At 74.7% G+C, this 26,094-nt stretch carries 23 protein-coding genes; 12 read left to right on the top strand and 11 right to left on the bottom strand.

All coding sequences use genetic code 11. From position 1 onward, the window contains the following. Positions 1-83: 83 nt before the first annotated feature. Positions 84-1,481 carry a type VII secretion integral membrane protein EccD gene (gene eccD / locus ACZ6PY_RS13425; protein WP_466071887.1) on the top strand — a complete coding sequence of 466 codons (1,398 nt, stop codon included), beginning with the start codon at positions 84-86 and terminating at the stop codon, positions 1,479-1,481. A gap of 63 nt (positions 1,482-1,544) precedes the next feature. Here the strand turns inward: eccD and ACZ6PY_RS13420 are convergent, their stop codons facing one another. Continuing rightward, positions 1,545-2,051 (bottom strand): inorganic diphosphatase, encoded by a 507-nt coding sequence (locus ACZ6PY_RS13420; RefSeq protein ID WP_091266984.1) that lies wholly within the window; start codon positions 2,049-2,051, stop codon positions 1,545-1,547. A gap of 735 nt (positions 2,052-2,786) precedes the next feature. On the opposite strand from ACZ6PY_RS13420, the gene dacB reads away from it, so the two are divergent. The 3 genes from dacB to tilS all read left to right on the top strand — a co-directional run bounded on the left by dacB (position 2,787) and on the right by tilS (position 6,336). Further along, entirely contained in the window at positions 2,787-4,205 is a 1,419-nt protein-coding gene (gene dacB, locus ACZ6PY_RS13415) for a D-alanyl-D-alanine carboxypeptidase/D-alanyl-D-alanine endopeptidase (protein WP_466072087.1), read from the top strand. Between the two features lie 81 nt (positions 4,206-4,286). Then, positions 4,287-5,357, top strand: coding sequence for a zinc-dependent metalloprotease (locus ACZ6PY_RS13410; RefSeq protein ID WP_466071885.1), 1,071 nt, complete (start codon positions 4,287-4,289; stop codon positions 5,355-5,357). Between the two features lies 1 nt (position 5,358). After that, positions 5,359-6,336, top strand: coding sequence for a tRNA lysidine(34) synthetase TilS (tilS, locus tag ACZ6PY_RS13405; protein WP_466072085.1), 978 nt, complete (start codon positions 5,359-5,361; stop codon positions 6,334-6,336). 69 nt (positions 6,337-6,405) lie between these two features. Here tilS and ACZ6PY_RS13400 read toward each other — a convergent pair whose 3' ends face one another. Continuing rightward, positions 6,406-7,368: a GlxA family transcriptional regulator gene (locus tag ACZ6PY_RS13400; protein ID WP_466071883.1), complete on the bottom strand. Its 963-nt coding sequence runs from the start codon at positions 7,366-7,368 to the stop codon at positions 6,406-6,408. Between the two features lie 150 nt (positions 7,369-7,518). On the opposite strand from ACZ6PY_RS13400, the gene ACZ6PY_RS13395 reads away from it, so the two are divergent. The 4 genes from ACZ6PY_RS13395 to folE all read left to right on the top strand — a co-directional run bounded on the left by ACZ6PY_RS13395 (position 7,519) and on the right by folE (position 11,420). Continuing rightward, positions 7,519-7,656 (top strand): hypothetical protein, encoded by a 138-nt coding sequence (locus tag ACZ6PY_RS13395; RefSeq protein WP_466071881.1) that lies wholly within the window; start codon positions 7,519-7,521, stop codon positions 7,654-7,656. Between the two features lie 99 nt (positions 7,657-7,755). Further along, entirely contained in the window at positions 7,756-8,331 is a 576-nt protein-coding gene (hpt, locus tag ACZ6PY_RS13390) for a hypoxanthine phosphoribosyltransferase (RefSeq protein ID WP_262282689.1), read from the top strand. Positions 8,332-8,709: 378 nt separating this feature from the next. Then, positions 8,710-10,719 (top strand): ATP-dependent zinc metalloprotease FtsH, encoded by a 2,010-nt coding sequence (gene ftsH / locus ACZ6PY_RS13385; RefSeq protein ID WP_262282690.1) that lies wholly within the window; start codon positions 8,710-8,712, stop codon positions 10,717-10,719. Between the two features lie 35 nt (positions 10,720-10,754). After that, on the top strand, positions 10,755-11,420 hold the full coding sequence (folE, locus tag ACZ6PY_RS13380; protein WP_466072083.1) for a GTP cyclohydrolase I FolE: 666 nt from the start codon (positions 10,755-10,757) through the stop codon (positions 11,418-11,420). A 55-nt stretch (positions 11,421-11,475) separates the two neighbouring features. Here folE and ACZ6PY_RS13375 read toward each other — a convergent pair whose 3' ends face one another. Further along, entirely contained in the window at positions 11,476-12,177 is a 702-nt protein-coding gene (locus tag ACZ6PY_RS13375) for a hypothetical protein (protein ID WP_466071880.1), read from the bottom strand. Continuing rightward, positions 12,170-14,686 (bottom strand): FtsK/SpoIIIE domain-containing protein, encoded by a 2,517-nt coding sequence (locus ACZ6PY_RS13370; protein ID WP_466071878.1) that lies wholly within the window; start codon positions 14,684-14,686, stop codon positions 12,170-12,172. Before ACZ6PY_RS13370 ends, ACZ6PY_RS13375 begins: the two co-directional genes overlap by 8 nt. Positions 14,687-14,941: 255 nt before the next feature. Between ACZ6PY_RS13370 and ACZ6PY_RS13365 the strand changes: the two genes are divergently transcribed. After that, positions 14,942-15,499 carry a hypothetical protein gene (locus ACZ6PY_RS13365; RefSeq protein WP_466072081.1) on the top strand — a complete coding sequence of 186 codons (558 nt, stop codon included), beginning with the start codon at positions 14,942-14,944 and terminating at the stop codon, positions 15,497-15,499. Between the two features lie 5 nt (positions 15,500-15,504). On the opposite strand, the gene ACZ6PY_RS13360 is transcribed toward ACZ6PY_RS13365, so the two are convergent. From ACZ6PY_RS13360 to ACZ6PY_RS13330, 7 genes are read right to left on the bottom strand one after another with little or no spacing between them, the layout of a single operon-like run. Beyond that, on the bottom strand, positions 15,505-16,095 hold the full coding sequence (locus tag ACZ6PY_RS13360; RefSeq protein ID WP_466071876.1) for a hypothetical protein: 591 nt from the start codon (positions 16,093-16,095) through the stop codon (positions 15,505-15,507). Between the two features lie 13 nt (positions 16,096-16,108). Continuing rightward, a complete protein-coding gene (locus ACZ6PY_RS13355; RefSeq protein ID WP_466071874.1) occupies positions 16,109-17,284 on the bottom strand; it encodes a M23 family metallopeptidase in 1,176 nt (391 codons plus the stop codon). Next, the gene (locus ACZ6PY_RS13350; RefSeq protein WP_466071872.1) at positions 17,281-17,841 is read right to left on the bottom strand and encodes a hypothetical protein; all 561 of its coding nucleotides are present in this window, start codon (positions 17,839-17,841) and stop codon (positions 17,281-17,283) included. The genes ACZ6PY_RS13355 and ACZ6PY_RS13350 overlap by 4 nt, the downstream gene beginning before the upstream one ends. Beyond that, positions 17,838-19,772, bottom strand: coding sequence for an MFS transporter (locus ACZ6PY_RS13345; RefSeq protein WP_466071870.1), 1,935 nt, complete (start codon positions 19,770-19,772; stop codon positions 17,838-17,840). The genes ACZ6PY_RS13350 and ACZ6PY_RS13345 overlap by 4 nt, the downstream gene beginning before the upstream one ends. A gap of 1 nt (position 19,773) precedes the next feature. Beyond that, a complete protein-coding gene (locus ACZ6PY_RS13340; protein WP_466071869.1) occupies positions 19,774-23,211 on the bottom strand; it encodes an ATP-binding protein in 3,438 nt (1,145 codons plus the stop codon). A 49-nt stretch (positions 23,212-23,260) separates the two neighbouring features. After that, positions 23,261-23,623 (bottom strand): hypothetical protein, encoded by a 363-nt coding sequence (locus tag ACZ6PY_RS13335; protein WP_091317037.1) that lies wholly within the window; start codon positions 23,621-23,623, stop codon positions 23,261-23,263. A 13-nt stretch (positions 23,624-23,636) separates the two neighbouring features. Further along, a complete protein-coding gene (locus tag ACZ6PY_RS13330) occupies positions 23,637-23,951 on the bottom strand; it encodes a hypothetical protein (protein ID WP_107078731.1) in 315 nt (104 codons plus the stop codon). 361 nt (positions 23,952-24,312) lie between these two features. On the opposite strand from ACZ6PY_RS13330, the gene folP reads away from it, so the two are divergent. From folP to folK, 3 genes are read left to right on the top strand one after another with little or no spacing between them, the layout of a single operon-like run. Then, entirely contained in the window at positions 24,313-25,179 is an 867-nt protein-coding gene (gene folP / locus ACZ6PY_RS13325; RefSeq protein ID WP_466071867.1) for a dihydropteroate synthase, read from the top strand. Then, a complete protein-coding gene (gene folB / locus ACZ6PY_RS13320; protein ID WP_466071865.1) occupies positions 25,176-25,535 on the top strand; it encodes a dihydroneopterin aldolase in 360 nt (119 codons plus the stop codon). Before folP ends, folB begins: the two co-directional genes overlap by 4 nt. Further along, entirely contained in the window at positions 25,532-26,059 is a 528-nt protein-coding gene (gene folK, locus ACZ6PY_RS13315; protein ID WP_466071863.1) for a 2-amino-4-hydroxy-6-hydroxymethyldihydropteridine diphosphokinase, read from the top strand. The genes folB and folK overlap by 4 nt, the downstream gene beginning before the upstream one ends. Positions 26,060-26,094 lie beyond the last annotated feature (35 nt).

Genomic DNA, 26,094 nt, shown 5'->3' with positions numbered 1-26,094 from the left:
CTCGGTAACCTGAGCCTGGCTCATCGTAGGTAAAGTCCACTCGTCCGTCAGCCACCGTTCCCGCTCGATATGGAGAGACATCGATGACAAGCGGGCTGGCCCGGGTCACTATCAGCGCCCCCCGGCGGCGGGTCGACGTGGCCCTGCCGGAGCAGGTTCCCCTCGCCGAGCTGCTGCCCGAGGTGCTCCGGCACGCCGGGGAGGGCCTGGCCGACGACGGCGAACGGCACGGCGGGTGGGTGCTGCGCCGCACCGACGGGGCGGTGCTGGCCACCGCGCAGGCGCTGCTGCCCCAGGGCGTCCGCGACGGGGAGGTGCTGCACCTCGTCCCGGCCCGCGCCCAGTGGCCCGAGCTGGAGTACGACGACGTGATCGAGGCGATCGCCGACGGCGCCCGACGGCGCGGTGCCGCCTGGTCTCCCGGGGCCACCCGGGCCGCCGCACTGGCCGGGGCGGGCGTCCCGCTGGCCGTCGGGCTGCTCGCCGTGCTGGCCGCCGGCGCCGGGCCGCACCGGGGCTGGCCGGTCGCCGCCGCGGTGGCCCTGCTCCTGGTGCTCGCTGCCACCGCCGCCTCCCGGGCCTACGGCGACGGCCCGGTCGGCGCCACCCTCGGCGGGTACGCGCTGCCCTGGGCCGCCGCGGCCGGCGCCCTGGCGGTCGGCTCCGGCGACCCGGTCGGCCCGTTCCGTCCGCTGCCGTGGGTCGGCGCGCCCGAACTGCTCGCCGGTTCGGTGGCGCTGCTGCTGGTGTCGGTGCTCGGCCTGCTCGGGGTGGCGAGCCGGTCCCGGGTCTTCCTGGCCGGCGCGACCACCGGCGCGGCCGGCGCGGCGGCCGGCCTCGGCGGGCTGTTCCTCGACCCGGCCGGCACCGCCGCCGTGCTGCTCTGCGCGTTGGTCTTCGCGCTCGGCGGGCTGCCGCTGCTGGCCATCAGGCTCGGGAAGGTGCCGCTGCCGCCGGTCACCCTGCCCGCGCCGGCCGGCGACCCGCCCGGCGTCCGTGACCTGCCCGACCGGGCCCGGGTGCACGCGGCGGTGGCCCGCACCGAGGAGATGCTGACCGGGATGCTGCTCGGGCACGCGGTGCTGGCCGTCGCGGCCACCGCGGTGCTGGTCACCACCGGCGGGCTCGCCGGCCGGCTGCTGGCGGCGGTGGGCTGCGGGGTGCTGCTGCTGCGCTCCCGGCTCTTCGTGGCGGTCCGCCACCGGGTGCCCGCCGTCGCCGCCGGGCTGGCCGGGTACGCCCTGCTCGGCGCGGTGCTCGCCGAGCGGGCCGGTCCGGCCGGCCGGCTGGCGCTGACCGTCGGCGGGCTGGCCCTGGCCCTGGTCGCCGTCGCGGCCGGCGCCACGTACGCCCGGCGGCCGGTCTCCCCGTACCTCGGCCGGCTGGCCGACCTGACCGACACCGCGCTGGTGGTCGCCGTGGTCCCGGTGGCCTGCGCGGTGCTCGACCTCTACGACCGGGCCCGCGGCCTGCTCGGCTGACCCGCACGCACGAGGGCCCGGGTCGCTCCGTGGAGCGGCCCGGGCCCGTCGGCGTGGATCAGGTCAGTGCAGGGTCTCGCCGCGCTCGGCGGCCTCCTTGGCGCGCTGGTACGAGGCCACGATCTCGGCCTCGGCCTCGGTGCGGCCCACCCAGGTGGCGCCCTCGACGGACTTGCCCGGCTCCAGGTCCTTGTAGACCTCGAAGAAGTGCTGGATCTCCAGCCGGTCGAACTCGCCCAGGTGGTGGATGTCCCGCAGGTGCTCCTGGCGCGGGTCCTCGTAGGGCACGCAGAGGACCTTGTCGTCGCCGCCCTTCTCGTCCGTCATCCGGAACATGCCGATGGTGCGGCAGCGGATCAGGCAGCCCGGGAAGGTGGGCTCGGGGACCAGCACGAGCGCGTCCAGCGGGTCGCCGTCCTCGCCCAGGGTGCCCTCGATGAAGCCGTAGTCGGCCGGGTACTGCGTGGAGGTGAAGAGGGTGCGGTCCAGCCGGATCCGGCCGGTCGCGTGGTCCACCTCGTACTTGTTGCGGTGACCCTTCGGGATCTCAACCGTGACGTCGAAATCCATCTCCCACGCTCCCTCGTTTGCCCACGCTGGCTGACGGAAACCAGTGGCGCCGCCCACCGGACGGGGTGAACGCTCCCCGCCGGCTCCGGCCGCCGCATAGTGTTCGGACCGAAGTAGTGTCACCCAAGGCGCTTTTGAGCGGGGGAGGAGGGGGTCGTGGGGAGGGAAGATTCACACTACCGCCCCGAGGGAGTTGACGGGCGCGGATCCGCGGGTCCCGCCTCCGGCGGGGCCACCGGCCGCGTCTCGATCCCCGGCACCAACCCCGCCCACCGCCCCGGGCCGGCCGCCGGGTCCGCTCCGGTGGGCCGCGCCAACCCCGGGGAGTACGGCCGCCCCGGCCCGCGGGACCACGGCCATGCCGACCCCCGGCAGTACGGCGCCGCGTCACGGGATCACGGCCACGCCGATCCCCGGCAGTACGGCGCCGCGTCACGGGATCACGGCCACGCCGATCCCCGGCAGTACGGCCAGGCCGCTCCACGGGACTACGGCCGGGCCGCACCGCAGGACTACGGGCAGGCCGCCCCGCGCGAATACGGGCAGGCCGCACCACGCGAATATGGGCAGGCCGACCCACGGGGCCACGGCCCGGGTCCCGCCGCACCGGTGAGCTGGCCCGGGTACGACGCGCCCGGCGGCATCCCGGTGAGCCCGCCGGTGCCCCCGGTCGGGGCCGCCCCTCCTCCGCCGTCGCCCCCGCCTCCGCGCCCGCGCCGCCTCCGGCTGGCCGCGGTGCTGGCCAGCGTGCTGATCGTCGCCCTGGCCGCGGTCGGGCTGGCCGTGGTCCGCCCCGGCCCGCTGGCCGGCTGGCTGGGCGGGGACTCGCCGACCGCCGCCGCGCAGTCGCCCGAGCCGGCCCCGCCCGCCGTGCTGGCCGGCGCGGACGGCAACGCGCCGCTGCCCACCCCCGACGGGGTACGCGCCGCGCTCGAACCCCTGGTCCGCGCCGCCGCGCTCGGCGACCGGGTGAACGTCTCGGTGGCCGACGTGGCGACCGGCCAGGCGCTCTACGGCAGCGGGCAGGACAGCCCGACCGTGCCCGCGTCGGTGACCAAGCTGGCGACCGGCGTCGCCGTGCTGGCGGCCCGCGGCCCGGCGTACCGGATCCCCACCCGCGCCGTCGCCGGGCCCACCCCCGGCGAGGTGGTCCTGGTGGGCGGCGGCGACCCGACCCTCGCGGTCGACAAGAACGGCTTCTATCCCGGCGCGGCCCGGCTGGACGACCTCGCCGCCCAGGTGCGCAAGGCGCTCGGCGGCACCGCCCCGACCAAGGTCACCGTCGACTCGTCCCTGTTCAGCGGCCCCGTGTACGAGCCCGGCTGGGACTCCGACATCCCCACCGGCGGGTTCGGCGCCGCGATCACCGCGCTGATGACCGACGGCGCGCGGCGGGACGCGGCGGAGGCCCGGCGCACGGCCGAGGCCACCAACCACGCCGCCGAGCGGGTGCCCCAGCCGGACCTGACGGCCGGACGGCAGTTCGCCAAGCTCCTCGGGCTCTCCGGCGCCGCCGCCGAGGTGAAGCGGGGCACCGCGCCCGCCGCCTCCGGCGAGACGGCGGCCGGGACGCCCGCTCCCGGCGCCGAGCTGGGCAAGGTCCAGTCGCTGCCGATGGTCCGCCTGGTCGACATCATGATCAGTGACAGCGACAACGTGATCGCCGAGGCCATGGCCCGCCAGGTCGCGCTCGCCAAGGGCAAGCCGGGCTCGTTCGCCGGCGGCGCGGCCGCCACCGACCAGGTGCTCGGCGAGCTGGGGCTGCCGGCCGACGAGATCAGCCTGGCCGACGGCAGCGGGCTGTCCCGCACGAACCGGATCAGCCCGTCGCTGCTCACCGACCTGATCACCCTCGCCGGCAACGGCAGCCATCCCGACCTGGCCGCGATCTTCGGCGGTCTGCCGGTGGGCGGCTGGTCGGGCACCCTGGACGAGCGCTACCAGGCGGCGGTGACGAAGGCCGGTGCGGGCGTGGTCCGGGCGAAGACCGGGACGCTCAGCGGGGTGAACGCCATCGCCGGGCTGGTCACCACGGCCGACGGCCGGCTGCTCACCTTCGCCGTCCTCACCGACCGCACCCCGGACACCCTCGACGAGACCCGTCAGGCCCTCGACCGGATCTCCTCGACGCTGGCCGGCTGCGGCTGCCGCTGACCGTTCCGCCCGGTACGGGCGGGCGTCGATCGGCGCTCGTGAGCCCGGGTGGGGGTGTCGCGGCGCGGGTACGGTGGGTTCATGGCGCAGTTCGTGGACTGGGATCTGGCCGCCGCGACCGCGGGGGCGCTGGGCAAGTCGGGCCCCCGGGTGTCGTACGCCGAGGCCACCGACGTGGTGGGCGAGCTGCGCCGGCTGACCGAGGAGGCCGCCGGTCACGTGGCCGACTACACGGGCCTGCGCCCCCAGGTCGCCCACCCACCGGTCCGCGTGGTCGACCGCCGGGACTGGGCGGCCGCCAACATCGCCGGCCTCCGCGAGGTGATCACCCCGCTGGTGGACCGGCTCTCCGGCGACAAGCGCCCCGGCCCGCTCACCGAGGCGATCGGTTCCCGGCTCACCGGGGTGCAGGCCGGCACGGTGCTGGCGTACCTGTCCGGTCGGGTGCTCGGCCAGTACGAGGTCTTCGCCGGTGACCCCGGCCAGCTGCTGCTGGTCGCCCCGAACATCGTCGACGTGGAACGGAAGCTGGGAGCCGACCCGCGCGACTTCCGGCTATGGGTCTGCCTGCACGAGGTGACCCACCGGACCCAGTTCACCGCCGTGCCGTGGATGCGGGCGTACTTCCTCAGCGAGGTGCAGGCGTTCGTGGACGCGTCGCAGGGCGGCGAGCACCTCCTGGAGCGGCTGCGCCGCGCGGTGGCCACGCTGTCCGACGCCGTGAAGGATCCGGACAGCCGGGCCAGCGTGCTGGACATCGTGCAGACGCCCGCGCAGCGGGCCGTGCTGGACCGGCTCACCGCGCTCATGACCCTGCTGGAGGGGCACGCCGAGTTCGTCATGGACGGTGTCGGCCCGCAGGTCATCCCCAGCGTCGAGTCGATCCGGGCGGCGTTCAACCGCCGCCGGGAGTCCGGCAACGCGCTGGAGAAGGCGATCCGCCGGGTGCTCGGCATCGAGGTCAAGATGCGCCAGTACGCGGAGGGCCGCAAGTTCGTGCACGGGGTGGTGGACCGGGTCGGCATGGCCGGCTTCAACAGGATCTTCTCCTCGCCGCTGACCCTGCCCCGGCTCGACGAGCTGGGCGACCCGGACGCCTGGGTGGCCCGGGTGCACGGCGGTGCGGCGACCATCCCGCCAGTCGCCGGCTGAGTTGGCTGTCGCCCCGCCGGTCGCCGCCGTCCGGCTCGCCGTACGCCGGGCGCTGACCGGGCTGCCCGGGCCCGGGCCGGTGCTGGTCGCCTGCTCCGGCGGCGCCGACTCGGTGGCCCTGGCCGCCGCCACCGCCTTCGTGGCGCCCCGTCTCGGCCGCCGGGCCGGCCTGGTGACTGTCGACCACGGCCTGCAACCCGGCTCGGCCGAGCGCGCCGAGAGGGTGGCCCGCTGGGCGCGCGAGGCCGGTCTCGACCCCGTCGAGGTGGTTCCGGTGCGCGTCGCCGGCCGGCCCGGCGGTCCGGAGGCGGCTGCCCGGGAAGCCCGGTACGCCGCCCTGCTCGCCAGCGCCGGCAAGCACGGCGCGGCCGGGGTGCTGCTCGGGCACACCCGGGACGACCAGGCCGAGACGGTGCTGCTCGCGCTGGCCCGGGGCGCCGGCCCGCGCGGCCTGTCCGGCATGCCGCCCCGCCGCGAGTGGGACGGGGTGCCGTTGCTGCGCCCGCTGCTCGACGTCCCCCGCGACGACACCCGGGCGGCGTGCGCCGCGCTGGGGCTCACGCCCTGGGCGGACCCGCACAACGCCGACCCCGCGTATGCCCGCTCGCGGGTCCGCGCCGACGTGCTGCCCGCACTGGTCCGGGCGCTCGGCCCCGGGGTGGTGGGCAACCTGGCCCGGACCGCCCGCCTGCTGGCCGCCGACACCGCGGCGCTGGACGACCTCGCCGCCGCCGCGCTCGCCGAGGCCCGGGCGGCCGGGGGCGGGCTCTCGGTCGACGCCCTGGTCGCGCTGCCGGCGGCGGTACGCACCCGGGTGCTGCACGCCTGGGCCCGGGAGCTGGGCGCCTCGCCGGCCGCCCTGTCGCACCGGCACGTCGCGGCGCTGGACGCCCTCGTCACGGACTGGCACGGGCAGGGCCCGGCTCACCTGCCCGGCGGCCTCCCGGTGCGCCGCGAGGCCGGCCGCCTCACCACCTGACCCCTCCGGCGTGGCCCCACTGCACGGCCGGGTCGGGTCCGGGGTCGACGGCGCGATGCCGGGCGGTGATCAGGCGCCCACCCGTTCCCGGAACGTGGTCCGGTAGGCGAGCGGGGTGGTGCCGACCCGGCGGGTGAAGTGGTGCCGCAGCGCCGCCGCGTCGCCGAACCCGGCCTGGTCGGCGACGCTCTCCACGCTCAGCCGGGTCTCCTCCAGCAGCCGCCGCGCGAGCAGCACCCGCTGGTTGGTCAGCCAGTCGTGCGGCGTCGTGCCGGTCTCGGCGCGGAAGCGGCGGGCGAAGGTGCGGGGCGCCATGCCGGCCCGGGCGGCCAGTTCGTCCACGGTCACCGTCCGGTCCAGGTGCCCCATCAGCCACTCCAGCACCGGCTCCAGGGTGGGCGCCTCGGGCGCCTTCGGGATGGGCGCCTCGACGTACTGGGCCTGGCCGCCGTCGCGGTGCGGCGGGACGACCATCCGGCGGGCCAGCCGCGTGGCCGTGGCGGAGCCGTGCGCCTGGCGGACCAGGTGCAGGCAGGCGTCGATGCCGGCGGCGGTGCCGGCGCTCGTGAGCAGCCGCCCGTCCTGGATGTAGAGCGAGTTGCAGTGCACCCGGGCCGCCGGGAACCGCTCCTGCAGGTCGTCGACGTGCCGCCAGTGGGTGGTGCAGTCGCGCCCGTCGAGCAGGCCCGCCGCACCGAGCACGAACGCCCCGGAGCAGACGCTGAGCAGCCAGGCGCCGCGGTCGGCGGCCCGGCGCAGCGCGGCCAGGACCGGCTCGGGGACCGCGCCTGCCCCGTCGCCGTGGGCGGGGACGGCCACCAGGTCCGCGTCCTCGACCGGGGTCAGGTCGGCGGTCGGGGTGAGCAGGAAGCCGGACCGGGTGCGGACGGGGCCGCCGTCCACCGTGCAGACGTCGAACCGGTAGCCGGGGAAGCCGTCGGCCGTGCGGTCGGTGCCGAACACCTCCGCGACGACACCGAGTTCGAACGCGGCGACCTCTTCGAGGGCGACGACGGCAACGGATCGAAGCATGTGACGAGGGTAACCCAAGGGGTGGCAGGAAATCGAGGCTCGGTGGCATTCCTGCCACTGTCGGGCGGGAGCGGCAACCCGCAGACTCGATGGTGTCCGGTGCGCACCGGCGGCGAAAACCACCTCAACCACGCGAAAGCGAGCGCCGCCATGACCGTTCTGCTGCTCCTGCTCTTCCTGTTCCTCCTCGTCGCCGCCAGCGCCGTCGGGCTGACCGCCGACACCCGGGACTCGGCCGACTGGAAGCCGACCGAGGACGGGCGTCGCTGGCGCTCCGGCACCTGCTGAGGTGATTTGCTCCATCTGCGCCGTCAATCCCCGGCGGGACCGCGCCAAAAGGGGCGGCCCCGCCGACGGAGGCCATCCGGCGTACGGCAGGCTAGGAGCATGGCTGACGGCTCCTGGTACGACGCCGACATCGACCACGTGATCATTTCCGAGGCGCAGATCCGCGAGAAGACCGCGGAACTGGCCAAGCAGGTCTCGGCGGACTACGCCCACGTCGAGGACGGTCTCCTGCTCGTCTGCGTGCTCAAGGGCGCGGTCATGTTCATGGCCGATTTCGCCCGCGCGCTGGGCCGCCAGGGCCCGCCCGCCGAGCTGGACTTCATGGCCATCTCCTCGTACGGGCAGGGCACCACCTCCTCGGGCGTGGTGCGGATCCTCAAGGACCTGGACCGGGACATCGCCGGGCGGCACGTCGTGGTCGTGGAGGACATCGTCGACTCCGGTCTGACCCTCTCCTGGCTGCTGCGCTACCTGGAGTCGCGCTCCGCGGCAAGCGTCGAGGTGGTCGCCCTGTTCCGGAAGCCGGACGCGGTCAAGGTGCCGGTCCCGGTGAAGTACGTCGGCTTCGACATCCCGACCGAATTCGTGGTCGGCTACGGCCTCGACTTCGGCGAGCGCTACCGCGAGGTGCCCTACGTCGGGGTGCTCAAGCCCGAGGTCTACGCCCGCGCCTGACCCCGGCGCCCGGCTGGTCGTCAGCCGACGTTCAGCGGGCTCTCAGCCTTCCGGTCTACGGTAGAGGCCGGTGACGTGGAGGCACCCTCCATGCCCGACCCCTCGAACCGCGTGACCGGGCGGTCGGGTGGGCGGGTGGGGAGCTCCCCGCCACGCCGGCCCAAACCCGGGTTCGCCGTACGCGTAAGTGCCGGGCTCGCAAGCTCGCATCTGGCGCGAACGGTGTACCGTCGAATGACCGCGGCGCGGCAGTTGAGGCGCCCCGGGGTCGGGGCCGGCCCGCACGGCGGCTGCGGCCGCCGCCCGAGGCGGCGACACCATTCAGACGGTCAGGACGTCGATCAGGAGGATGCGGGCGCCTCGGTGCCCGACAACAGCATGGAACGTACGCGTTTCTTCCGCCGACCGGTGGTCTGGATCATCCTGGTCATCCTCGGCGCCGTTGTGCTCAGTCAACTTTTCACGGCTGGCCCGAGCTACCACCGCGTGGACACGTCGGTGGCGCTGGACCAGCTCCACACCGCGAAGATCAACAAGGCGGTCTTCCAGGACAAGGAGCAGACGCTCCAGCTCGACCTGGCCCAGAAGACGAAGTTCGGCGACACCACGACCGACCGGATCGAGGCTCAGTTCCCCTACGAGGTGGGCGGCCAGGTCTGGAACGAGGTCCTGGACGCCAAGGCGGCCAACCGGGTCACCGGCCCGGCCGACACCAAGGTCTCCTCGGACAGCATCTGGGTGAGCCTGCTGGTCAACCTCCTGCCCATCGCGCTGCTCGTGCTCCTGCTGCTGTTCTTCATGTCGCAGATGCAGGGCGGCGGCTCGCGGGTGCTCAACTTCGGCAAGTCCAAGGCGAAGATGATCACCAAGGACACGCCGAAGACGACCTTCGCGGACGTGGCCGGGGCGGACGAGGCCGTCGAGGAACTGCACGAGATCAAGGACTTCCTGCAGAACCCCGCGAAGTACCAGGCCCTGGGCGCCAAGATCCCGAAGGGTGTGCTGCTCTTCGGCCCGCCCGGAACCGGTAAGACCCTGCTCGCCCGCGCGGTCGCCGGCGAGGCCGGCGTGCCGTTCTACTCCATCTCCGGCTCGGACTTCGTGGAGATGTTCGTCGGTGTCGGCGCCAGCCGTGTCCGCGACCTCTTCGAGCAGGCCAAGTCGAACGCGCCGGCGATCGTCTTCGTCGACGAGATCGACGCGGTCGGCCGGCACCGCGGCGCCGGCATGGGCGGCGGCCACGACGAGCGGGAGCAGACCCTCAACCAGCTGCTGGTCGAGATGGACGGCTTCGACACCAAGGGCGGGGTCATCCTGATCGCCGCCACCAACCGGCCGGACATCCTCGACCCGGCGCTGCTGCGCCCGGGGCGCTTCGACCGGCAGATCCCGGTCGACGCCCCCGACATGGAGGGCCGCAAGGCCATCCTGCGGGTGCACGCCAAGGGCAAGCCGTTCACGCCCGACGTCGACCTCGACTCGGTCGCGCGGCGCACCCCCGGCTTCAGCGGTGCCGACCTGGCCAACGTGATCAACGAGTCCGCGCTGCTCACCGCCCGCAAGGACCAGCGGGCGATCACCAACGACTCCCTGGAGGAGTCGATCGATCGGGTGATCGCCGGTCCGCAGCGCCGGACCCGGGTGATGAGCGACCAGGAGAAGAAGATCACCGCGTACCACGAGGGTGGGCACGCGCTGGTCGCCTGGGCGCTGCCGCACGCCGCGCCGGTGCACAAGGTGACCATCCTGTCCCGGGGCCGGTCGCTGGGCCACACCCTGGTCCTGCCGACCGAGGACAAGTACACCCAGACCCGGGCCGAGATGATCGACACCCTGGCGTACGCGCTGGGTGGCCGGGCCGCCGAGGAGCTGGTCTTCCACGAGCCCACCACCGGTGCCGGCAACGACATCGAGAAGGCCACCCAGCTGGCCCGCGCGATGATCACGCAGTACGGCATGAGCTCCAAGCTCGGCGCGATCAAGTACGGCACCAGCGGTGACGAGCCGTTCCTCGGCCGGAACATGGGCCACGAGCGGGACTACTCGGACGCGGTGGCCGCCGAGATCGACGGCGAGATGCGGGCGCTGATCGAGCTGGCCCACGACGAGGCCTGGGAGATCCTGGTGGAATACCGGGACGTCCTGGACAACATCGTGCTCGAGCTGATGGAGAAGGAGACCCTCTCCACGGCCGACATGGCCCGGATCTGCGCCCGGGTGGCGAAGCGCCCGCCGATGGCCCCGTACCACGGCTTCGGCAAGCGTCAGCCCTCCACCGAGCCGCCCGTGCTCACGCCCGCGGAGAAGGAGACCCTCAAGGCGCAGGCCCAGGCCGACGGCGCCTCGGTCGGCGGGGCTCCCTCGAACAACTCGGACGGTACCCACTGACCACCGACCCGACGGCCAGCTCCCCCGACCGGGAGCTGGCCGTCTCCGCGACCGAGCCCGACGGGGACGACGCGCTCGACTACGTCGCCGCGCGCCTGATCAGCGGCAAGCTGACCGGGCGGCCGGTGGAGGAGAGCGTCGACCTGGGCCGCATCGAGAAGGCGGTCCGGGAGATCCTGATCGCCGTCGGTGAGGACCCCGAGCGGGACGGCCTCCGGCAGACGCCGGCCCGGGTGGCCCGCGCGTACGCGGAGCTCTTCGCGGGCCTGCGGGTGGACCCGGCGCAGGTGCTCAGCACCACCTTCGAGGCCAACCACGAGGAGTTGGTGCTCGTCCGGGACATCGACGTGATGAGCCTCTGCGAGCACCACCTGCTGCCGTTCCGGGGCAGCGCGCACATCGGCTACATCCCGGGGCCGGACGGCCGGATCACCGGCCTGTCCAAGCTGGCCCGGCTCGTCGAGGTGTTCGCCCGGCGCCCGCAGGTGCAGGAGCGGCTCACCTCCCAGATCGCCGATCTGCTCATGAACAAGCTGGCACCGCGCGGCGTCGTGGTGGTGCTCGAGTGCGAGCACATGTGCATGGCGATGCGCGGCATCCAGAAGTCCGGCGCCAAGACGATCACCTCGGCGGTCCGGGGCACCCTCCAGCACGACGCCAAGTCGCGCGCCGAGGCGATGGCCCTGATCATCCCGCGCTGACCGCACCGACACCGGGCCCTTCCCCAAGGGGAGGGGCCCGGTTCCGTGTCCGGAGTCAGCCGGCCAGCATGGCCAGCAGCAGGCCGGCCGTGGCCAGCACCGCCGGGACCAGGCAGACCAGCGCGCCGAAGCGGGGCGTCCGGTCCACCCGGTCGGCCGGGCGGGGCCGGAACAGCCGCCCCACCGCCAGCCAGCCCAGCATGAACGCGACCGCCGGCAGCGGCAGCCCCACCACCAGCGCGACCACCGTCACCGGGCCGGTGCCGGCGACGAGGAGCAGCGTGAGCTGGATGAGCGGCACCACCAGCGCCAGCGGCCCGTAGACCAGCAGGTTGCGCGGATACGCCGGCCAGCGCGCCAGCCGGGGCAGGCCCCGCGCGGCGAGGCTGTCGTCCGCCGCGTCCGCCCAGCCCCGGGCCGTCCGGAGGGCCGCCAGCACGGCCGCGGGACCGGCCGCCATCGGGCGGGCCGCCTCCGACACCTCCGGCGGCGTCGGCACCAGCGAGATCGCCGGGACGCCCAGCTCCCGCAGCCGGGACTGCTGCGGGGCGAGCCGCTCCCGGACCGCGGTCAGCTCCTCCCGGGCGGCCGCCACGGACCGGGCCTGCTCGCCGGCGGCGGTCGCCGCGGCCCGGCGTACGCCGTCGAGCTGCCGGGCGGCGGCCACGTAGTCCGCCCAGGCCGCACCGGCCGGGTCCAGGTCGACAGTCGGGCCGCCGGACCGGGGCGCGGGCACCGCCGTGCCGGTCTCACTCATGGGCGTCCTCCCCGAACGGGACCAGCACCGTGCCCTGCTCGCCCGGGCCGTCCCAGAGCACCGCCCGGCCCGGCCGGGGTCGCCAGAGCACCGGCCGGTCGAAGAGCTGCTCCAGCCGGCCGCCCGGCACGTCGGTGACCACCACGGCGGTCAGCTTGTCCACCTCGCCCTCCGGACCGAGCAGCCCGGCCAGCGGCGCCACCGTCCGCCACCAGCCGAGCAGGTGCCGGCCGGCCGGCGGCCCCTCCAGCAGCAGCGCGCGCAGCAGCTCGGGCGGCAGTTCGGTCGCGTCCGGCACGTCCAGCCCGAACACCACCAGGTAGCCCGGTTCGTCGGCTGCCATCGCCGCCCGCAGCCCGGTCACGTCCACCGTCTCCACTCGGTGCCGGCCGGCCAGCTCGGCGGCGAGCACGCCAGCCGGCTCGGCCGACCCGTTGGCCAGCGGCGCCAGCACGAACCGCGCCGCGCCGGGGTGGGCCGCCGCCGCGCTGCGCACCGCCGTGACCAGCAGCCGCTCGGCCTCGTCGTCCCGGCCCAGCACCGCCAGGTTCCGGCCGGCGGCCGGCCCGAGCGGCACGGCCACCGTGGAGCGCCGGACGTCCACCGCCCGGCCGAGCAGCGCGGCCGGGGCGTGAGCCCGGCCGGCCAGCGCGGCCCGGTGCCGGGGATCGTTGGCGAGCAGCGGGCGGGCGAACCCGGCGAAGACCACCGGCGGGGCGGTCCCCTCGGGCCGGGCCGACCAGAGCCGGTGCCGCAGGTCCGCGAGGACCACCGGGTCCTCGTGCGGATCGGGGAACCGGATCATGCGCTCGTGACCCCGGGTCGCGCCCCGCGGCCCGCCCAGCCCGCCGGCCGTGTTCACCACGGCGGTGCCCACCGGCAGGCCGGCGGCCGAGTCGTTGGTCGGCTCCAGGACGGCCGCACCGCCCGGCAGCGCCACCCGGACCGGGAACTGGCCGAGCAGCGGGTCGCGCGGGCCGCCGATGCTGAGGTCGCCCTCGCCGGCCAGGACCAGGTGGATCCCGTACGACCGGGCGGCGCGGGCCAGCCCGTCGAGCCGGGCCAGCAGGTCGGCGGCGAGCCGGTCCCGCTCGCGCAGCAGCAGCGGGAAGTTGTCGATCACACAGACGATCCGGGGCAGCGACTGGTGCTGGCGCAGCTCGGCGTAGCGCTGCCCGCCGGCCCGCCGGGCCGCCTCCTCCCGGCGGTGCAGCTCGGCCTCCAGCTCGCCGAGCAGGTCCGCCACGTACTCGCGGTCGGCGGCCATGCCGGCGGCCCGGACCTGCGGCACCCAGGACCGGTCCCGCTCGGTCTGGAGGAACTCCACGAACGACTCGCCGTCGTCGACGTCGGCCAGGTAGAGGACCAGCTCGTCAGGGCCGTAGCGGGCCGCCAGGCCGAAGAGCGCGTCGGTGAGGAACGCCGACCGCCCGGCCTGCGAGCGGCCACTGACCAGCCAGTGCGGGGTCAGCTCGGTGAAGCCCAGACTGACCGGCCGGCCGGCCGCGTCACCGACCGTCGTGGTGAGTCCGTCGACCGAGCCTTCCGCCCAGAGGTCACCCTCGGGCAGCAGGTCGGTGAGGGCCAGGCGGGAGCCGTCCTCGATCTGCCGGGCCAGCCGCCGGCACACCCCGGCGACCAGCTCGGCGGGCGGATCCTCGTCGAGGAAGACCGGGCAGTTCAACCCGCCCGTCGACTCCGCCCCCGGGCTGCTGAACCCGGCGGCGGGTGGGTCCCCGACCAGCGCGTACGCGGTGCGCACCGCGAGCGGGGTGGCCTGCGGCAGCGGCACCCCGGCGGGCCAGCCGGCCAGCACGAGGTGCAGCCCGGCCCGGGGACCCTGGGCGGCCAGTCCGGCGAGCCGGTCGAGATCGGACGGTGCGGCTCCGTCGGGCAGGCCGGCCACCATGAGCAGCAGCGTGCGGTCGTGCCCGCGCTGGCGGGCGGTGCCGGCGGCCACCCACTGCTCGGCCTCGGCCAGCACCGCCCGGAGCCCGGGCAGGTCGGTGGCGGGCGGCGGCAGCAGGCCCGCGTCGGCCAGCGCCGCGTAACCGGCGAAGGTGTCACCCCGTGCGCCGTCGACCGCGCGGGCCAGCAGGGCGCCGGCCGGACCGGCCGCGAACAGCCGCAGCAGCAGGGCCCGGAGCAGCCCGGCCACCCGCGGGTCGGCGGCGTCCGCGTCGATGCTCAGATGTCCACTGCCGAGCAGCGGCACCAGCGCGGGGAACCGGGCGTCGTCCAGCGGCGCGGCGGTGCCCACCCGGACGAAGGCGGGCGGACCGTCCCCGGGCGGCGCCGCCGGGGTCAGCGCCTCCAGCGAGTCGCCGGCCCAGCCCGGCGCGGCGACCGCCGCCGCGGCGCGGAGCCGCTCGGCCAGCTCGTACTGCCGGTGGTGGTCGGCGGGGGCGGGACGGATCTCGTCGAGGATCCCGGCCGCCGCGGTCGCGGTGGCCTCGGCCCTGCGGTGCAGCGCGGCGGCCCGGCCGGCGCGCGCCTTCGGACTCGCCACCCGTCCACCTCTCTTCCCGAGGCCGACATCTCCTCCCCGGTGGTGACGGTATCCCAGCCGGCGGCCGTCCTCCGGGATGTCGGTCGGCGCGGTGCTCGGCTCCGCGGTGAGCAGCCTCACCCGGGGCGGATCGGCACGGCCCTCATCCGGACGGAGCGCCGCCGACGGCGCGGAGGCCGAACTATGCCGCAGATCCGCCAGTTCCGAGGCATTGGGTACGCGGCGCGCAGCCGATAGCCTCAGGAGGTGGAATCAGTGCAGCCCCCCGCCGGTTCCCAGGTCTCCCGCGTACCGGCGCAGCGGACCCCGCCGGAGCAGTCGGCGCCGCTCGCGCCCGCTCCGGCGCCGGCGCCGCCCAGGCGGCGGCTGCGGACCGTGCTCGCCGTGGTCGCCGGGGTGCTGGCCCTGGTCTGTGCGGGCGGCGGCATCGTCGGGTTCGTGCTGTACGACCGCGCCACCGCGCCCGACCGCAGCGCCCCGGACGTGGTGGTGGCCAACTACATCCAGGCATTCATGGCGGACCGCAACGACACGAAGGCGCAGGAGTTCACTTGCGAGGGTCCGACCGATTTCGACGGCTTGCGGGCAGTGCGGGATGATTTAGTAGCGCGCGAGAAGAGATTCGACACGACGATCTCGGTGAGCTGGGGCGCGTTGAGCACCGAGAAGTCTGGTGATGAAGCCCTTGTTCGAGTCGACCTCATAATCTCGGCCTACGTCGATGGGATCTCCCAGAGTGATCGGCAGGCCTGGCGGTTCAAGACCAGGCGAAGCGACGGCTGGGGCGTCTGCGCGGCCGAGCGCATCGGCTGAGGCACCTATTCCAGCCAGAGTAGGTGCACCGGCACCTCCAACGTGGTGGGTGCCTGGCCGCGCCAGGCCCACCGGTACCACTCCAGTTCCGGGGCCACCCGGACGCAGATGTCCCCGTCCGCGCCGGAGTAGGTCTCGGTGACCGCGCGCAGGTCGCGCTGCTCGGTGGACCCGGCAACGTGCACCACGCGCCGACCCGTGACCGCGTCCGCCTCGAACACCGGAGTCGGCGGGCGCCGGGTGGGCACGTCGAGCGAGACCAGCCGGATGCCCGACTCGGCCGGCGGTCGCCGCTCGCCGACGGTCTCCACCCAGACCCGCTCCACCGGGACCAGCGGTGCGAAGACCTCCACCTGCTCGGACTCGGCGCGGTACCACTCGTGTTCGGGGATGACCGGCACGTAGGTCCGGCTGCCCTGCACGACCCGCTCGTCGGCGCGCAGGTCACCGCGCCAGCCGAGGCCGGGCAGGCCGACCAGCACGCGGCGGCCGCGCAGCTCGATCCGGCCGGTGGCCGGGACGACCTCGACCGGGCGGGGCGGCTGCGGGGCCCAGTCGGGCCGTTCCGCGAAGGGGTCGGGCAGCGGGTTGCTCATGTGCGGGTGCGCCTCACGAGGTCCCGTCCACCGGTGCGCCACGCTCGCGCATGAACGGCACCGGATTGATCGCACCCCGGCTCGACCGGTCGCTGTCCACATGCACCTCGAAGTGCAGGTGCGGGCCGGAGGAGTTGCCGCTGGTGCCGGAGAGCCCGATCACCTCGCCGGCCTCCACGCTCTGGCCCGGGACCACCCGGGGGCGCTCGATCATGTGGCAGTAGCGGGTGACGTAACCACCGGCGTGCAGGATGTCCACGAACCAGCCGCAGCCGCCCTTACCCGGCCAACCGTCGCGGTCGCAGTCGCGCTTCCCGGAGTGGTCGGGGTCGCAGCGGGCCACCAGCACGCGGCCCGCGGAGGCGGCGTGGATTTCGGTGCGCTTGTCCGCGGCGAGGTCGACCCCGTTGTGGCTGGGCCGCTGGGTGGTGCGGAAGCCGGAGACCACGCCGCCGGGCAGCGGCGCGGTCCAGCCGGAGGCGGCGATCCGGGCGCCGGCGGCGGCGTCGCAGACCGCCTTGCCGGCGATCTCGACGGTCCGGGCGGCCCCGCCGGCGAGCGCGTCCACGATCCGGCCCGCTAGGTCCTCGTGTTTGGCGTAGGCGTCCGGGAAGGCGCTGACCTGCACCCGCTGCGCCACCACGGTCAGCGGGCGGTCCTGCCAGTTCCGCACCTTGACCATCTTCTCGTAGAACTTCCGCGCCGTGTACGAGGGCGTCATCCGCTGTTCGACGCTGCCCCAGCCGGGCCGCTGCTGGAACAGGCCCAGTGAGTCGTGGTCGGCGCCGACGCCCTCGTGCGGCAGGGCCAGCGACGCCGGAACCGTGCTGTTGGCGAGATTACGCAGCGCGGATTCCTGCATGGCGGTGGCCAGCGCGATCACCCAGCCGCGGGCGGGCACCTTCATGTCCTGGCCGACCTTGATGATGACGGCGGCGTTGCGGAGCTGGGCGTCGCCGTACTCGGTGAAGCGCGGCATGTCCCCGGTGAGGTTGACCTGGTAGGCCGGGTCGCAGTTCAGGCCGGCGAGCACCCCGTCCTTCTGGTCGCCGCCGAGTTCGGTGAGGAGGAACGCGCCCGCGCCGCCGACGCAGCAGAGCAGGGTGAGCACCGTGGTGACCGCGGTGAGCAGCACGCCGACCCGCAGCTTGCGGCGGACCGGCGCGGCGACGCCCGGCGTGGCGTTCACTGCCGCTCCCAGTCGACCGCGTCCACGAGCCACCGGCCGTCGGTGGCCACCAGTTCGAGCCGGAGCCGGCCGTCGTCGAGGGGGACCGACGCCTCCACGAAGGACTCCGTCCGGGGCCGGAGGGTGACCGCGCCGGCCACCCGGCTGGCGGGCACGCTCTCCGGGTCGGCGCCGGTCAGCTTGTCGAGGAGGGCGGGCGTGGAGAGCGGCCGCAGGCGCGACTGCCACGCCTCGCCGCTGCTGCCCGGACCGGTCAGCCACGCGGTGGTGAACCGGCTCGCGGTCTGCTCCGGGGTGGCCTCGCCTGGTCGGGTCTTCGGCGAGACCGCCGCGGGCGGGCTCGCCAGGACCCCGTCGTCACCGGCGTGCGGGTCCACCGTGCTGATCGGCTGGCTCGGGCGGGCGCTCAGACCGAGGGTCGGGTCGACCGGGCCGGAGACCAGCCGGGCCGCGCCGATCACGCCGAAGACCAGGACGGCGATCACCAGCGCGACGCCGAGCCGGGACCGCAGGATCCGGGTGACGAGGAATTCCAGTGCCCGTCGCACCGGTCTCACCGTGCCTCGGAGCGGATCCGCGGCGCCGGCTTCGGCGCCGGGGTGCGTTCGGCCGAGTCCGGCCGGTAGACGGCGAAGGAGGGCGCCTCCTCGGGTACGTCCGGCCCGGTCCAGCCCGCCGGCCCGCGGCGCTGCCGGGGTGCGGCCGTGCGGCCCGAGCCGCGCTCGGCCGGCGGGGCGTCCTCGGGCCCGTCCCGCCCGTCGGGCCGTTCCCGTTCGACCACCCTGACCGTGTGCGCCGGGTCCTCGTGCCGGGCCTCCGGCCGCAGGCTGCGCTGGTCGGCCGTCACGGCGCGCCGCCGGCCCATCGCCGGCTCGGCGGTGCCACCGGGCTCGGCCACGTCGAGGCGGGCCGCGATGCGCATGTCGCGGAAGAACCGCCGGTGCCAGGACCCGGCCGAGCTGACCGCCTCGCTGCTGTCCTTGCCGCCGAGCTGCGTGATCCGCCGGTACGGGCGGAGCAGCAGCCAGCCCACCACGCCGCAGAGCCAGACCAGGACCACCTGGAGCCAGCCGGGCAGGGTGGGCGTATTCATGATCAGATCGACGGCGAACAGGTAGATGGCCGCGCCGGTGCCGAAGATGGCGATGTTGAACACCGCGGCGACCACGGCGTTGGCCAGGCGCCGCAGGCCGGCGCTCGCCGGGCGCATGAGCCCGACCGTGCCCAGGATCGGCGCGGCGATCACCGCCCACCGGAAGATCAGGAAGCCGAGCAGCACCAGCACCGAGGCGGTCAGGTCGAACATCGCGAAGAGCAGCGAGGCCAGCACCGCGATGAACCCGGCCCCGATCCGGTCCATGTCCCGGACGCCCTGGAGGTACTCGTACGCCTCCGGGTCCTCCGACTTGATCTGCTCGGCCACCCGGGCCCACTGCTGCTGCTTCGCCTTGATGACCACATCACGGGTTGCGGGATTCGCGCGGATCGACTCGGCTTCATCCCAGGTCAACGACTTGGCGTCATAGAGCGCCGGGCCGTACTTCTTGGCGGTCTCGCTGTCGGCCGAGCCGAGCACTCCCCGCAACCAGTTGCGGTAGAGCATCGTCTCGGTCGCCGTGTCGCTGGCCCGCACGGCCGGCGGACGCTTGTCGACACAGGCGTTCGGGTTCGGCAGGGCGCACTTGTCCGGAGGGATGTCCTTGGACGCCGGGCCGACCGCGTCGTGCACCACGCCGAGGGTGGTGATCAGGGTGCTGTCGGCGATGTTCGCCGACTTGACCGGCCAGGCGGCCAGGGCGGTCACCGCCACCATCACCAGGATCGCCCAGCCGGCCGTGGTCATGGCGTTGCTCATGTCCGACTGGCGGGAGCGCCACAGCAGGTAGAGGCCGACCACGCAGATGGTGATGATGCCGAAGACGCTGAACACCTTCTGGTAGACGGCCTTGGTGGCCTGCTCCACCAGCGGGTCGGCCCAGCGCCACATCGTCCGCGGGTCCCAGGCGCGCTCTCGCAGCGCGTTGGACGCCCCGATGATCGCGTTGGCGAACATGAACTCGCCGTTGGCGACCATGGTGGTGAAGCGGTAGTCCGGATGCAGCACCGAGGAGGCGCAGCCGCCGTCGACGTCGTACGTCGTGTAGCTGTATCCGGCGTACCCGTAGTCGCTGTAGAGGCCCTTGGGACCGGGCTGCTTGGCGGAGTCGGGACGGGAGGCGAACCAGCCGGCCAGGCCGGAGTCCGGCGCCCCGGGCACCGGCGCGTTGCGGCACTCGACCTGGTCCTCGCTGACCGCCTTGAGCTTGGCGACGCAGGAGCGGAAGTCGGCCTGCCACTGCTTGGTGCTGCACAGCTCGGCCCGGGCCTGGGCGGTGGGCGCGGCGGCGTACGCGGGTGTCGCCCCGACCAGCGGCCAGGAGATGGTGGCCCCGGCCAACAGGCCGAGTGCGAGGAGGAGCGCCGCGATCCGTGCCCGGGCCCTCGCCATGTCACGCCTCCAGATCAGCCAGGACGGTCGGCAGCTGCCCGGCGGCCTGGGCGACCGCGGCGGGGGTGGTGTCCAGGTGGTCGAGCAGCCCGTCGACGTACGACACGTCGACCCGGACCTTCTGCACGCGGCCGTCGACGTCGCGCATGACGAACTCGCGGAAGCCGAGCCGGGCGGCCGAGCCGCTGTCGGCCTGTGACAGCGAGGCGAGGGTGGCCTCGTAGCCGTCGTTGACCGGCACCCGGAGCAGGCGCAGCGCCTCGGAGGCGATCTCGGTGTCCTCGGCGATGCGGCCGACGAAGACGGTGGAGACCAGGTTCTGCACGTCGAGCCCGAGGATGTCCTTCGGGTTCTGCGACGCGACCAGCGCGGCGAGGTTCCACTTGCGGGAGTCGCGGGCCAGCCGGACCAGGAACGACCGGCCGGAGCGCCAGCCCTCCATGAAGTGGGCCTCGTCCAGGCCGACCAGCTTCCGGGAGGACATCGAGCCGCCGTAGCAGCGGCGGACGGCCAGCCGGTGCGCGGTGTGCAGCATCGGCAGGGCCAGGGCCTCCTCGGCCGACCAGTACTCCCGCTCGATCTTGAGGTCGGGCAGCCGGAGCCCGGCCATGGTGATCACGGTGAGCGCCGCGTCGGCGCCGAGCAGCCCCTCCGGTGGCCGGCCGAAGAAGAGCATGGCCAGCGGCATCTCGGCGGTGTCGAGGAGCAGGTTGGCCAGCTCCCGGCCGGCGTCGTCGTCGAGCCCCTGCAGGCAGGCGACCACGTCGTCCAGGGTGGAGGTCTCCTCGGCCGGTACCTGGCGTACGGCGTGCCGGAACAGGGTGGCCGTGGACGCCTCCCGGGCGACCTGCGGCGGCACCAGCATCATGCAGATGTCCTGCACCAGCATCCGGCGTTCGGCCCGGGCGTTGGAGACCGCGATCTCGAACTCCCGGTCGCCGGACGCCCCGGCGCCGAACTCGCTGCGCAGCGGCGTGGGGATCAGCGCGTACGGCGCCAGGGTGCCCTGCTCCGAGCCGGTCAGGTTGAGCACCCGCGAGTACGGCGCCAGCTCGGGCATGGCGCAGAGCCGGGCCAGCGGGCCGGACGGGTCGAGCAGGGTCACCTGCACGCCGCGCCGGGCGGCCAGGTAGCCGAGCGCGCCGAGCAGGGTGGACTTGCCACCGCCCGGCTCGGCGACGAAGACGGCGAGGCCGGAGCGCTCGCGGACCTCCATGGGGAAGTGCAGGTCGAGGAAGACCGGGCGGCGGCAGGTGCCGGCGGTCCGGCCGATCAGGTCGCCGCGCCGGTCGCCCACGGTGGAGGCGGCCTGGGGCAGGGCGGCGGCGAGCAGGTTGACCGGCATCCGCCGCACGTAGCCGGTGTTGGCGATCGGCTCGCCGGGGATGAACTCGCGGGCCAGCCAGTCCTGGTTCTTCGGGTGCTGCAGCGAGATGCGCAGCTCACGCGAGTAGAGCTGGATGAGCCGGCGGGCCCGCTCCAGGCACTCCTCGCGGGTCCGGCCGCCGACCGCGATCCGGTGCCAGCCGTGCGCGCGGGCCGAGTCCACCGGCAGGCCCGTGGTCATCTCGTCGCCGATCACCAGCGCCCGCTTGGCCAGCCGCTCCAGCTCGGGCGGCGCGTCGATGCCGTGCTCGGCGTAGTCGAGCTGCTGGGACCGGATCATCCGGAGCCGGTGTTCGAGGTTCCGGAAGGAGTCACCGGGGCCGAGGATGTCGACCCGGGTGGAGAGCTCCATGGGCCACGGCAGCCGTTCGTGGAAGTGCAGCCAGGGCTCGTGCCGCTCGGGGATCTCCAGCGGCTCCATCCGGCCGACCGCGAGCACGGCCACGTGCCGCTCCTCGCCGGTCATCCGGTTGACCAACTTCACCGTCGAGCCGTACGGGGTGCGGTAGCGCTCGACCTGCTCGGTGAGGGCCAGCAGGTCGCCGCGCTCCCACCGCCCGTTGGTGATCGGGGACAGCACGCCGGGCGGCGCCATGCACAGCGCCACCGAGCGGTAGAGCAGCCACTCCAGCTCCTGCGCGGTGACCCGGCGGCCGCGCATGCCGAACGCGCCGAGCACCTCGTCGAACTGTTCGACGGTGCGGCCCAGCCGGCGCCGCTCGCCGTCGGCGGTGCCCCGGCCGAAGGTGCGCAACAGCCGTTCGGTGAGCGAGTCGCCCAGCGACCGGCGGGCGAAGGTGACGCCGAGGTAGGTCTGCCCCTCGGCGTGGTTGACCGCCATGAGGTGCCGCTGCGCCGCGACCAGGTGGTCGGCCCAGCCGGTGGTGCCGGGCACGTCGGGCAGCGGCGCGGCGGTGTGCGCGTCGATGGTGCGGGCCCACTCGTCGGCCGGGAACGGGCGGGTGGTGCGGCGCAGGTGCAGCCGGAAGCCGGCGAGGCCGGCGTACTGCTCGGAGATCGCGGAGAGCAGCGCCTCGCGCTCGGCGTCGGGGCGGAACGCCCAGCGCACCTCGGGCAGCCAGTACCAGGCGGTGACCGTGTTGGGGGTGAAGGTGAGGTGACCGGCGATCTCCGTGATGGCCAGCTCGACCGAGGGGTCCCGGTCGCCGAACTTGATCTTCGGGGCCCGGACCCGGACCGGCTTGGCGGGCTTCCCGCCGCGCTCCGGGGACCGCTGCCGGGGCGGGGCCACCTCCCGGCCGGGCGGCGGGGTCACCTCGCGGGTCGTGGCGGCGGCCATCTCGCGCCCGTCGGGACGGGCCGGCTCGGCCGCCCGCCGGTCGGCCCGGCGGCCGGGGCGCTCGACCGGCCTTTCGGACTCGGCCGGCTCGGGCTCGACGGTGGACCGGAGCGCCGGGAGCCGGTCGCCGGCCTGGTGCGGCACCCGGGTGCGGGCTGGCGGCGGCTCAAGAGCGGGCGGCTCGGGAGCGGTGTGCCCCGGCGGCCGGGCCGCCTCGGGCGCCTCGCGCGGCCGGCCGACCGGGCGGACGCCGGGCGCCTCCCGCAGGGCCGTGGTGGGCTCCGAGGGCAGGGCCGGCACGGCGGGCGGTGCCGGCAGGGCCGGCTCGATCGGGGCGGGGTGCGGGGCCGGCTCGGTCGGGGCGGCGTGCTGGTGGGGGATGGGCAGCGGCTCGCGGCCGACGCCGCGCCGGGGCGGCGCCACCACCGGCTCCACCGGAACGGGCGGGCCGGCGGGCGGGCCGGCCGGCCGGCGGACCCGGGGCTGCGCGCCGCCGAAGAGGTCGAGGAAGGGGGAGTCGATGTCGCCGCTGTCGCCGACCACCGGCTCCCGCTGCTCGGCACCGCGGGGAGCCAGCGGCCGGGGCGGCTGGAAGACCCCGACGCGACCGTGCTGAGGGCTGGTCACCAGGGCCGGGTCGAGGGTGGCCTCGTCCAGCTCCTCGTCCGGTGGGTAGTCGAACGAACGCGCACGGTTACCGTAGGGTCCGGCCGGACGTCCGGCCGGGGAACCCGGCGTGGAAGAGCGACTCATGCGACCGCCTCACCCGCGTCGTTCGTCTGCGCCGTCGGCGTACGCCCGGTCATGCCAGTTCCTCCCGGATCCTGATCCGGCTCGCGACGAGGCGCGGGTCGCGCAGCTCGGCGGCCGGCTCCCGGGTGCGTCGCCAGTCGGTCAGCGCGGTCCGGATGACCATGCGCGCCGGCCGGTCCGGGTCGACGTACCGGAAGATGAACGAGGTGGTCACGATGGCGAGCGAGATCTCCCAGGCGGGAAAGAGCTCGACCTGGAGCGTGAACAACCAGTGGATGAACATGTAGAGGGGTACGAGCAGCATGAACAGGCCGTACTGGGCGTACGGCAGGTGGACGGGAAGGGTGTACCCGGGCGGCCCCAGGTAGACGAGGCGTGCCCGGTAGATGTCGTCGTCGGTGCGCAGCCGCATCGTCGCCCAACGCCTATTCGAAGATCAGCTTGATGAGGTAGTCGCCGACGAAGAAGAGTGTGGCGGCGCCGGCGATGAAGGCCAACCCGATGATCGCGATGGCGGAGCTGGTCAGCACCTTGGAGATCTCGCCCCGGCTGGCCCGGCCGATGAAGATCACGCCGAGCACCGCGAGCAGGATCGGCGCGATCTTGCTGGCGAAGAAGGAGACGACACCGTTGGTGTCGATGCCCTTGGGGGCCGGCTCGGCGAGTGGAGTCGACGCCAGGGTGTGGAGCGCGTGGTCGACGGCGGCGGACGCCGTCCCCATGAGCTCGATGGCGATCACTGGAAAACCTCCCCAAGGTCGCGGCCGGCGGCGCCGCGGTGGTGCATGTGGGCAAAGCCTGGCGGGATGGTGCTCGTTCCGCACAGCGTCGGCGACGCTGCGTTCGTCACCCACCACACAGGGTGGCGAGCTTTGGGGGATTTCGTCCCGCTTCGGCCCTCCCTCCAGGCTTCGCCATCTCGATGCTGGGCAATTCCAAAGCGTACGGCCCGGCCCCCTTTGCGACAACCCGCGAAGAGTCGACCCGGAACGGGCCCGAAGACCGATCGTACACCTGTTCCAATCGGCACGTCAGGGCCGCCGTCCGGCGCGGTCGCCCGGGCCGCCGGAAGCCCTCTTGGCGACCGGTACTGTCGGGTCCGTGACCGATCTGGTACGGGCGGAGGCCCCGGTGGTGATGGGCGTCCTGAACGTCACGCCCGACTCCTTCTCCGACGGCGGCAGATACGCCGACCTGGACGCGGCCGTCGCACACGGAGTGCGACTGCGGGCGGCCGGCGCGGACCTGGTCGACGTGGGCGGCGAGTCGACCCGGCCGGGCGCCGAGCGGGTCGACGCGGAGACCGAGATCGCCCGCGTGCTGCCGGTGATCCGCGAGCTGAGCGCCGCCGGCATCCCGGTCAGCATCGACACCAGCCGGGCCCGGGTGGCCGAGGCCGTCCTCGCCGCCGGCGCGGACGTCGTCAACGACGTCTCCGGCGGCCTCGCCGACCCGGACATGGCCCGGGTGGTCCGGGACGCCGGCTGCCCGTGGGTGCTGATGCACTGGCGGGGCCACTCGCGCGAGATGCGGGACCTGGCCCGGTACGCCGACGTGGTGGCCGACGTGCGGGCCGAGCTGAGCCTGCGCGTCGACGAGGCCCTGGCCGCCGGGGTGTCCGCCGACCGGATCATCGTCGACCCGGGGCTGGGCTTCGCCAAGACCGCCGCGCACAACTGGGAGCTGAGCGCCCGCCTGCCCGAGCTGGTCGACCTCGGCTTCCCGCTGCTGTTCGGGTCGAGCCGCAAGTCCTACCTGGGCCGCTTGCTGGCCGACGCCGACGGCAACCCCCGGCCGACCGCGGAGCGGGAGGCGGCCACCGTCGCCACCAGCGTGCTCGCCGTGGCGGCCGGCGCCTGGGGGGTCCGCGTGCACGACGTCCGGGGCACGGCCGACGCGCTCGCCGTCTGGCGGGCCACCGGCCGCCCCCGCCTGGCCCGGTCCACCAAGGAAGAGGACGAGCGATGACCGACCGGATCGAGCTGACCGGCCTGCGCGCGCACGGCCGGCACGGCGTCTACGACTTCGAGCGCGCCAAGGGCCAGGAGTTCGTGGTGGACGCGGTGCTCGAACTCGACCTCGCCCCGGCCGCCCGGTCGGACGAGGTGACCGACACCGTGCACTACGGCGAGCTGGCCGAGAAGCTGGTCGCCGTGGTCACCGGCGAGCCGGTCAACCTGATCGAGACGCTCGCCGACCGGCTGCTCGCGATCTGCCTGGCCGAGCCGCTGGTCGCCGCCGCGACGGTCACCGTGCACAAGCCCGAGGCCCCGATCCCGCACACCTTCGCGGACGTGGCGGTGACGATGCGGCGTACCCGATGACCCGGGCCGTGCTGTCGATCGGCAGCAACCTGGGCGACCGCCTCGCCCACCTGCGCGCCGCGGTGGCCTCGTTCGGCGACACCGTGCTGGTGGTCTCCGGTGTCTACGAGACTCCACCGTGGGGGGACGCCGACCAGCCCGCGTACCTCAACGCGGCGGTGCTGGTCGGCGATCCGGCGGCGACCCCGCGCGACTGGCTGGCGCGGGCCCGGGCCGCCGAGGCGGCGGCCGGGCGCACGCGCGACCCGGAGCGGCGGTACGGGCCGCGCACCCTGGACGTGGACGTGATCGCGGTGTGGGACGCGGCCGGGGAGCCGGTGCGCAGCGCGGATCCGGAGCTGACGCTGCCGCACCCCCGGGCCCACCTGCGGGCCTTCGTGCTGCGGCCGTGGATCGACATCGAGCCGCACGGCCGGCTGCCCGGGCACGGCTGGTTGACCGACCTGCTCAACGCCGAGCCGCTGGCCTCCGACGCGCTGGAACTCAGTCCGCGCCCCGATCTGGCGTTAGAGTCGGACACATGACCCTGTGGAGCCGGACGGCATGAGCCAGGCGCAAT

The organism is Micromonospora sp. NPDC048907, assembly GCF_055586885.1.
This window is presented reverse-complemented; position numbering and strand designations above follow the sequence as displayed.

Coding starts and splice junctions, on each gene's coding strand:
- eccD (WP_466071887.1), top strand. CDS start 84: ATGACAAGCGGGCTGGCCCGGGTCACTATCAGCGCCCCCCGGCGGCGG.
- ACZ6PY_RS13420 (WP_091266984.1), bottom strand. CDS start 2,051: ATGGATTTCGACGTCACGGTTGAGATCCCGAAGGGTCACCGCAACAAG.
- ACZ6PY_RS13410 (WP_466071885.1), top strand. CDS start 4,287: ATGGCGCAGTTCGTGGACTGGGATCTGGCCGCCGCGACCGCGGGGGCG.
- ACZ6PY_RS13400 (WP_466071883.1), bottom strand. CDS start 7,368: ATGCTTCGATCCGTTGCCGTCGTCGCCCTCGAAGAGGTCGCCGCGTTC.
- ACZ6PY_RS13395 (WP_466071881.1), top strand. CDS start 7,519: ATGACCGTTCTGCTGCTCCTGCTCTTCCTGTTCCTCCTCGTCGCCGCC.
- hpt (WP_262282689.1), top strand. CDS start 7,756: ATGGCTGACGGCTCCTGGTACGACGCCGACATCGACCACGTGATCATT.
- ftsH (WP_262282690.1), top strand. CDS start 8,710: ATGGAACGTACGCGTTTCTTCCGCCGACCGGTGGTCTGGATCATCCTG.
- ACZ6PY_RS13375 (WP_466071880.1), bottom strand. CDS start 12,177: ATGAGTGAGACCGGCACGGCGGTGCCCGCGCCCCGGTCCGGCGGCCCG.
- ACZ6PY_RS13360 (WP_466071876.1), bottom strand. CDS start 16,095: ATGAGCAACCCGCTGCCCGACCCCTTCGCGGAACGGCCCGACTGGGCC.
- ACZ6PY_RS13345 (WP_466071870.1), bottom strand. CDS start 19,772: ATGGCGAGGGCCCGGGCACGGATCGCGGCGCTCCTCCTCGCACTCGGC.
- ACZ6PY_RS13340 (WP_466071869.1), bottom strand. CDS start 23,211: ATGAGTCGCTCTTCCACGCCGGGTTCCCCGGCCGGACGTCCGGCCGGA.
- ACZ6PY_RS13335 (WP_091317037.1), bottom strand. CDS start 23,623: ATGCGGCTGCGCACCGACGACGACATCTACCGGGCACGCCTCGTCTAC.
- folB (WP_466071865.1), top strand. CDS start 25,176: ATGACCGACCGGATCGAGCTGACCGGCCTGCGCGCGCACGGCCGGCAC.
- folK (WP_466071863.1), top strand. CDS start 25,532: ATGACCCGGGCCGTGCTGTCGATCGGCAGCAACCTGGGCGACCGCCTC.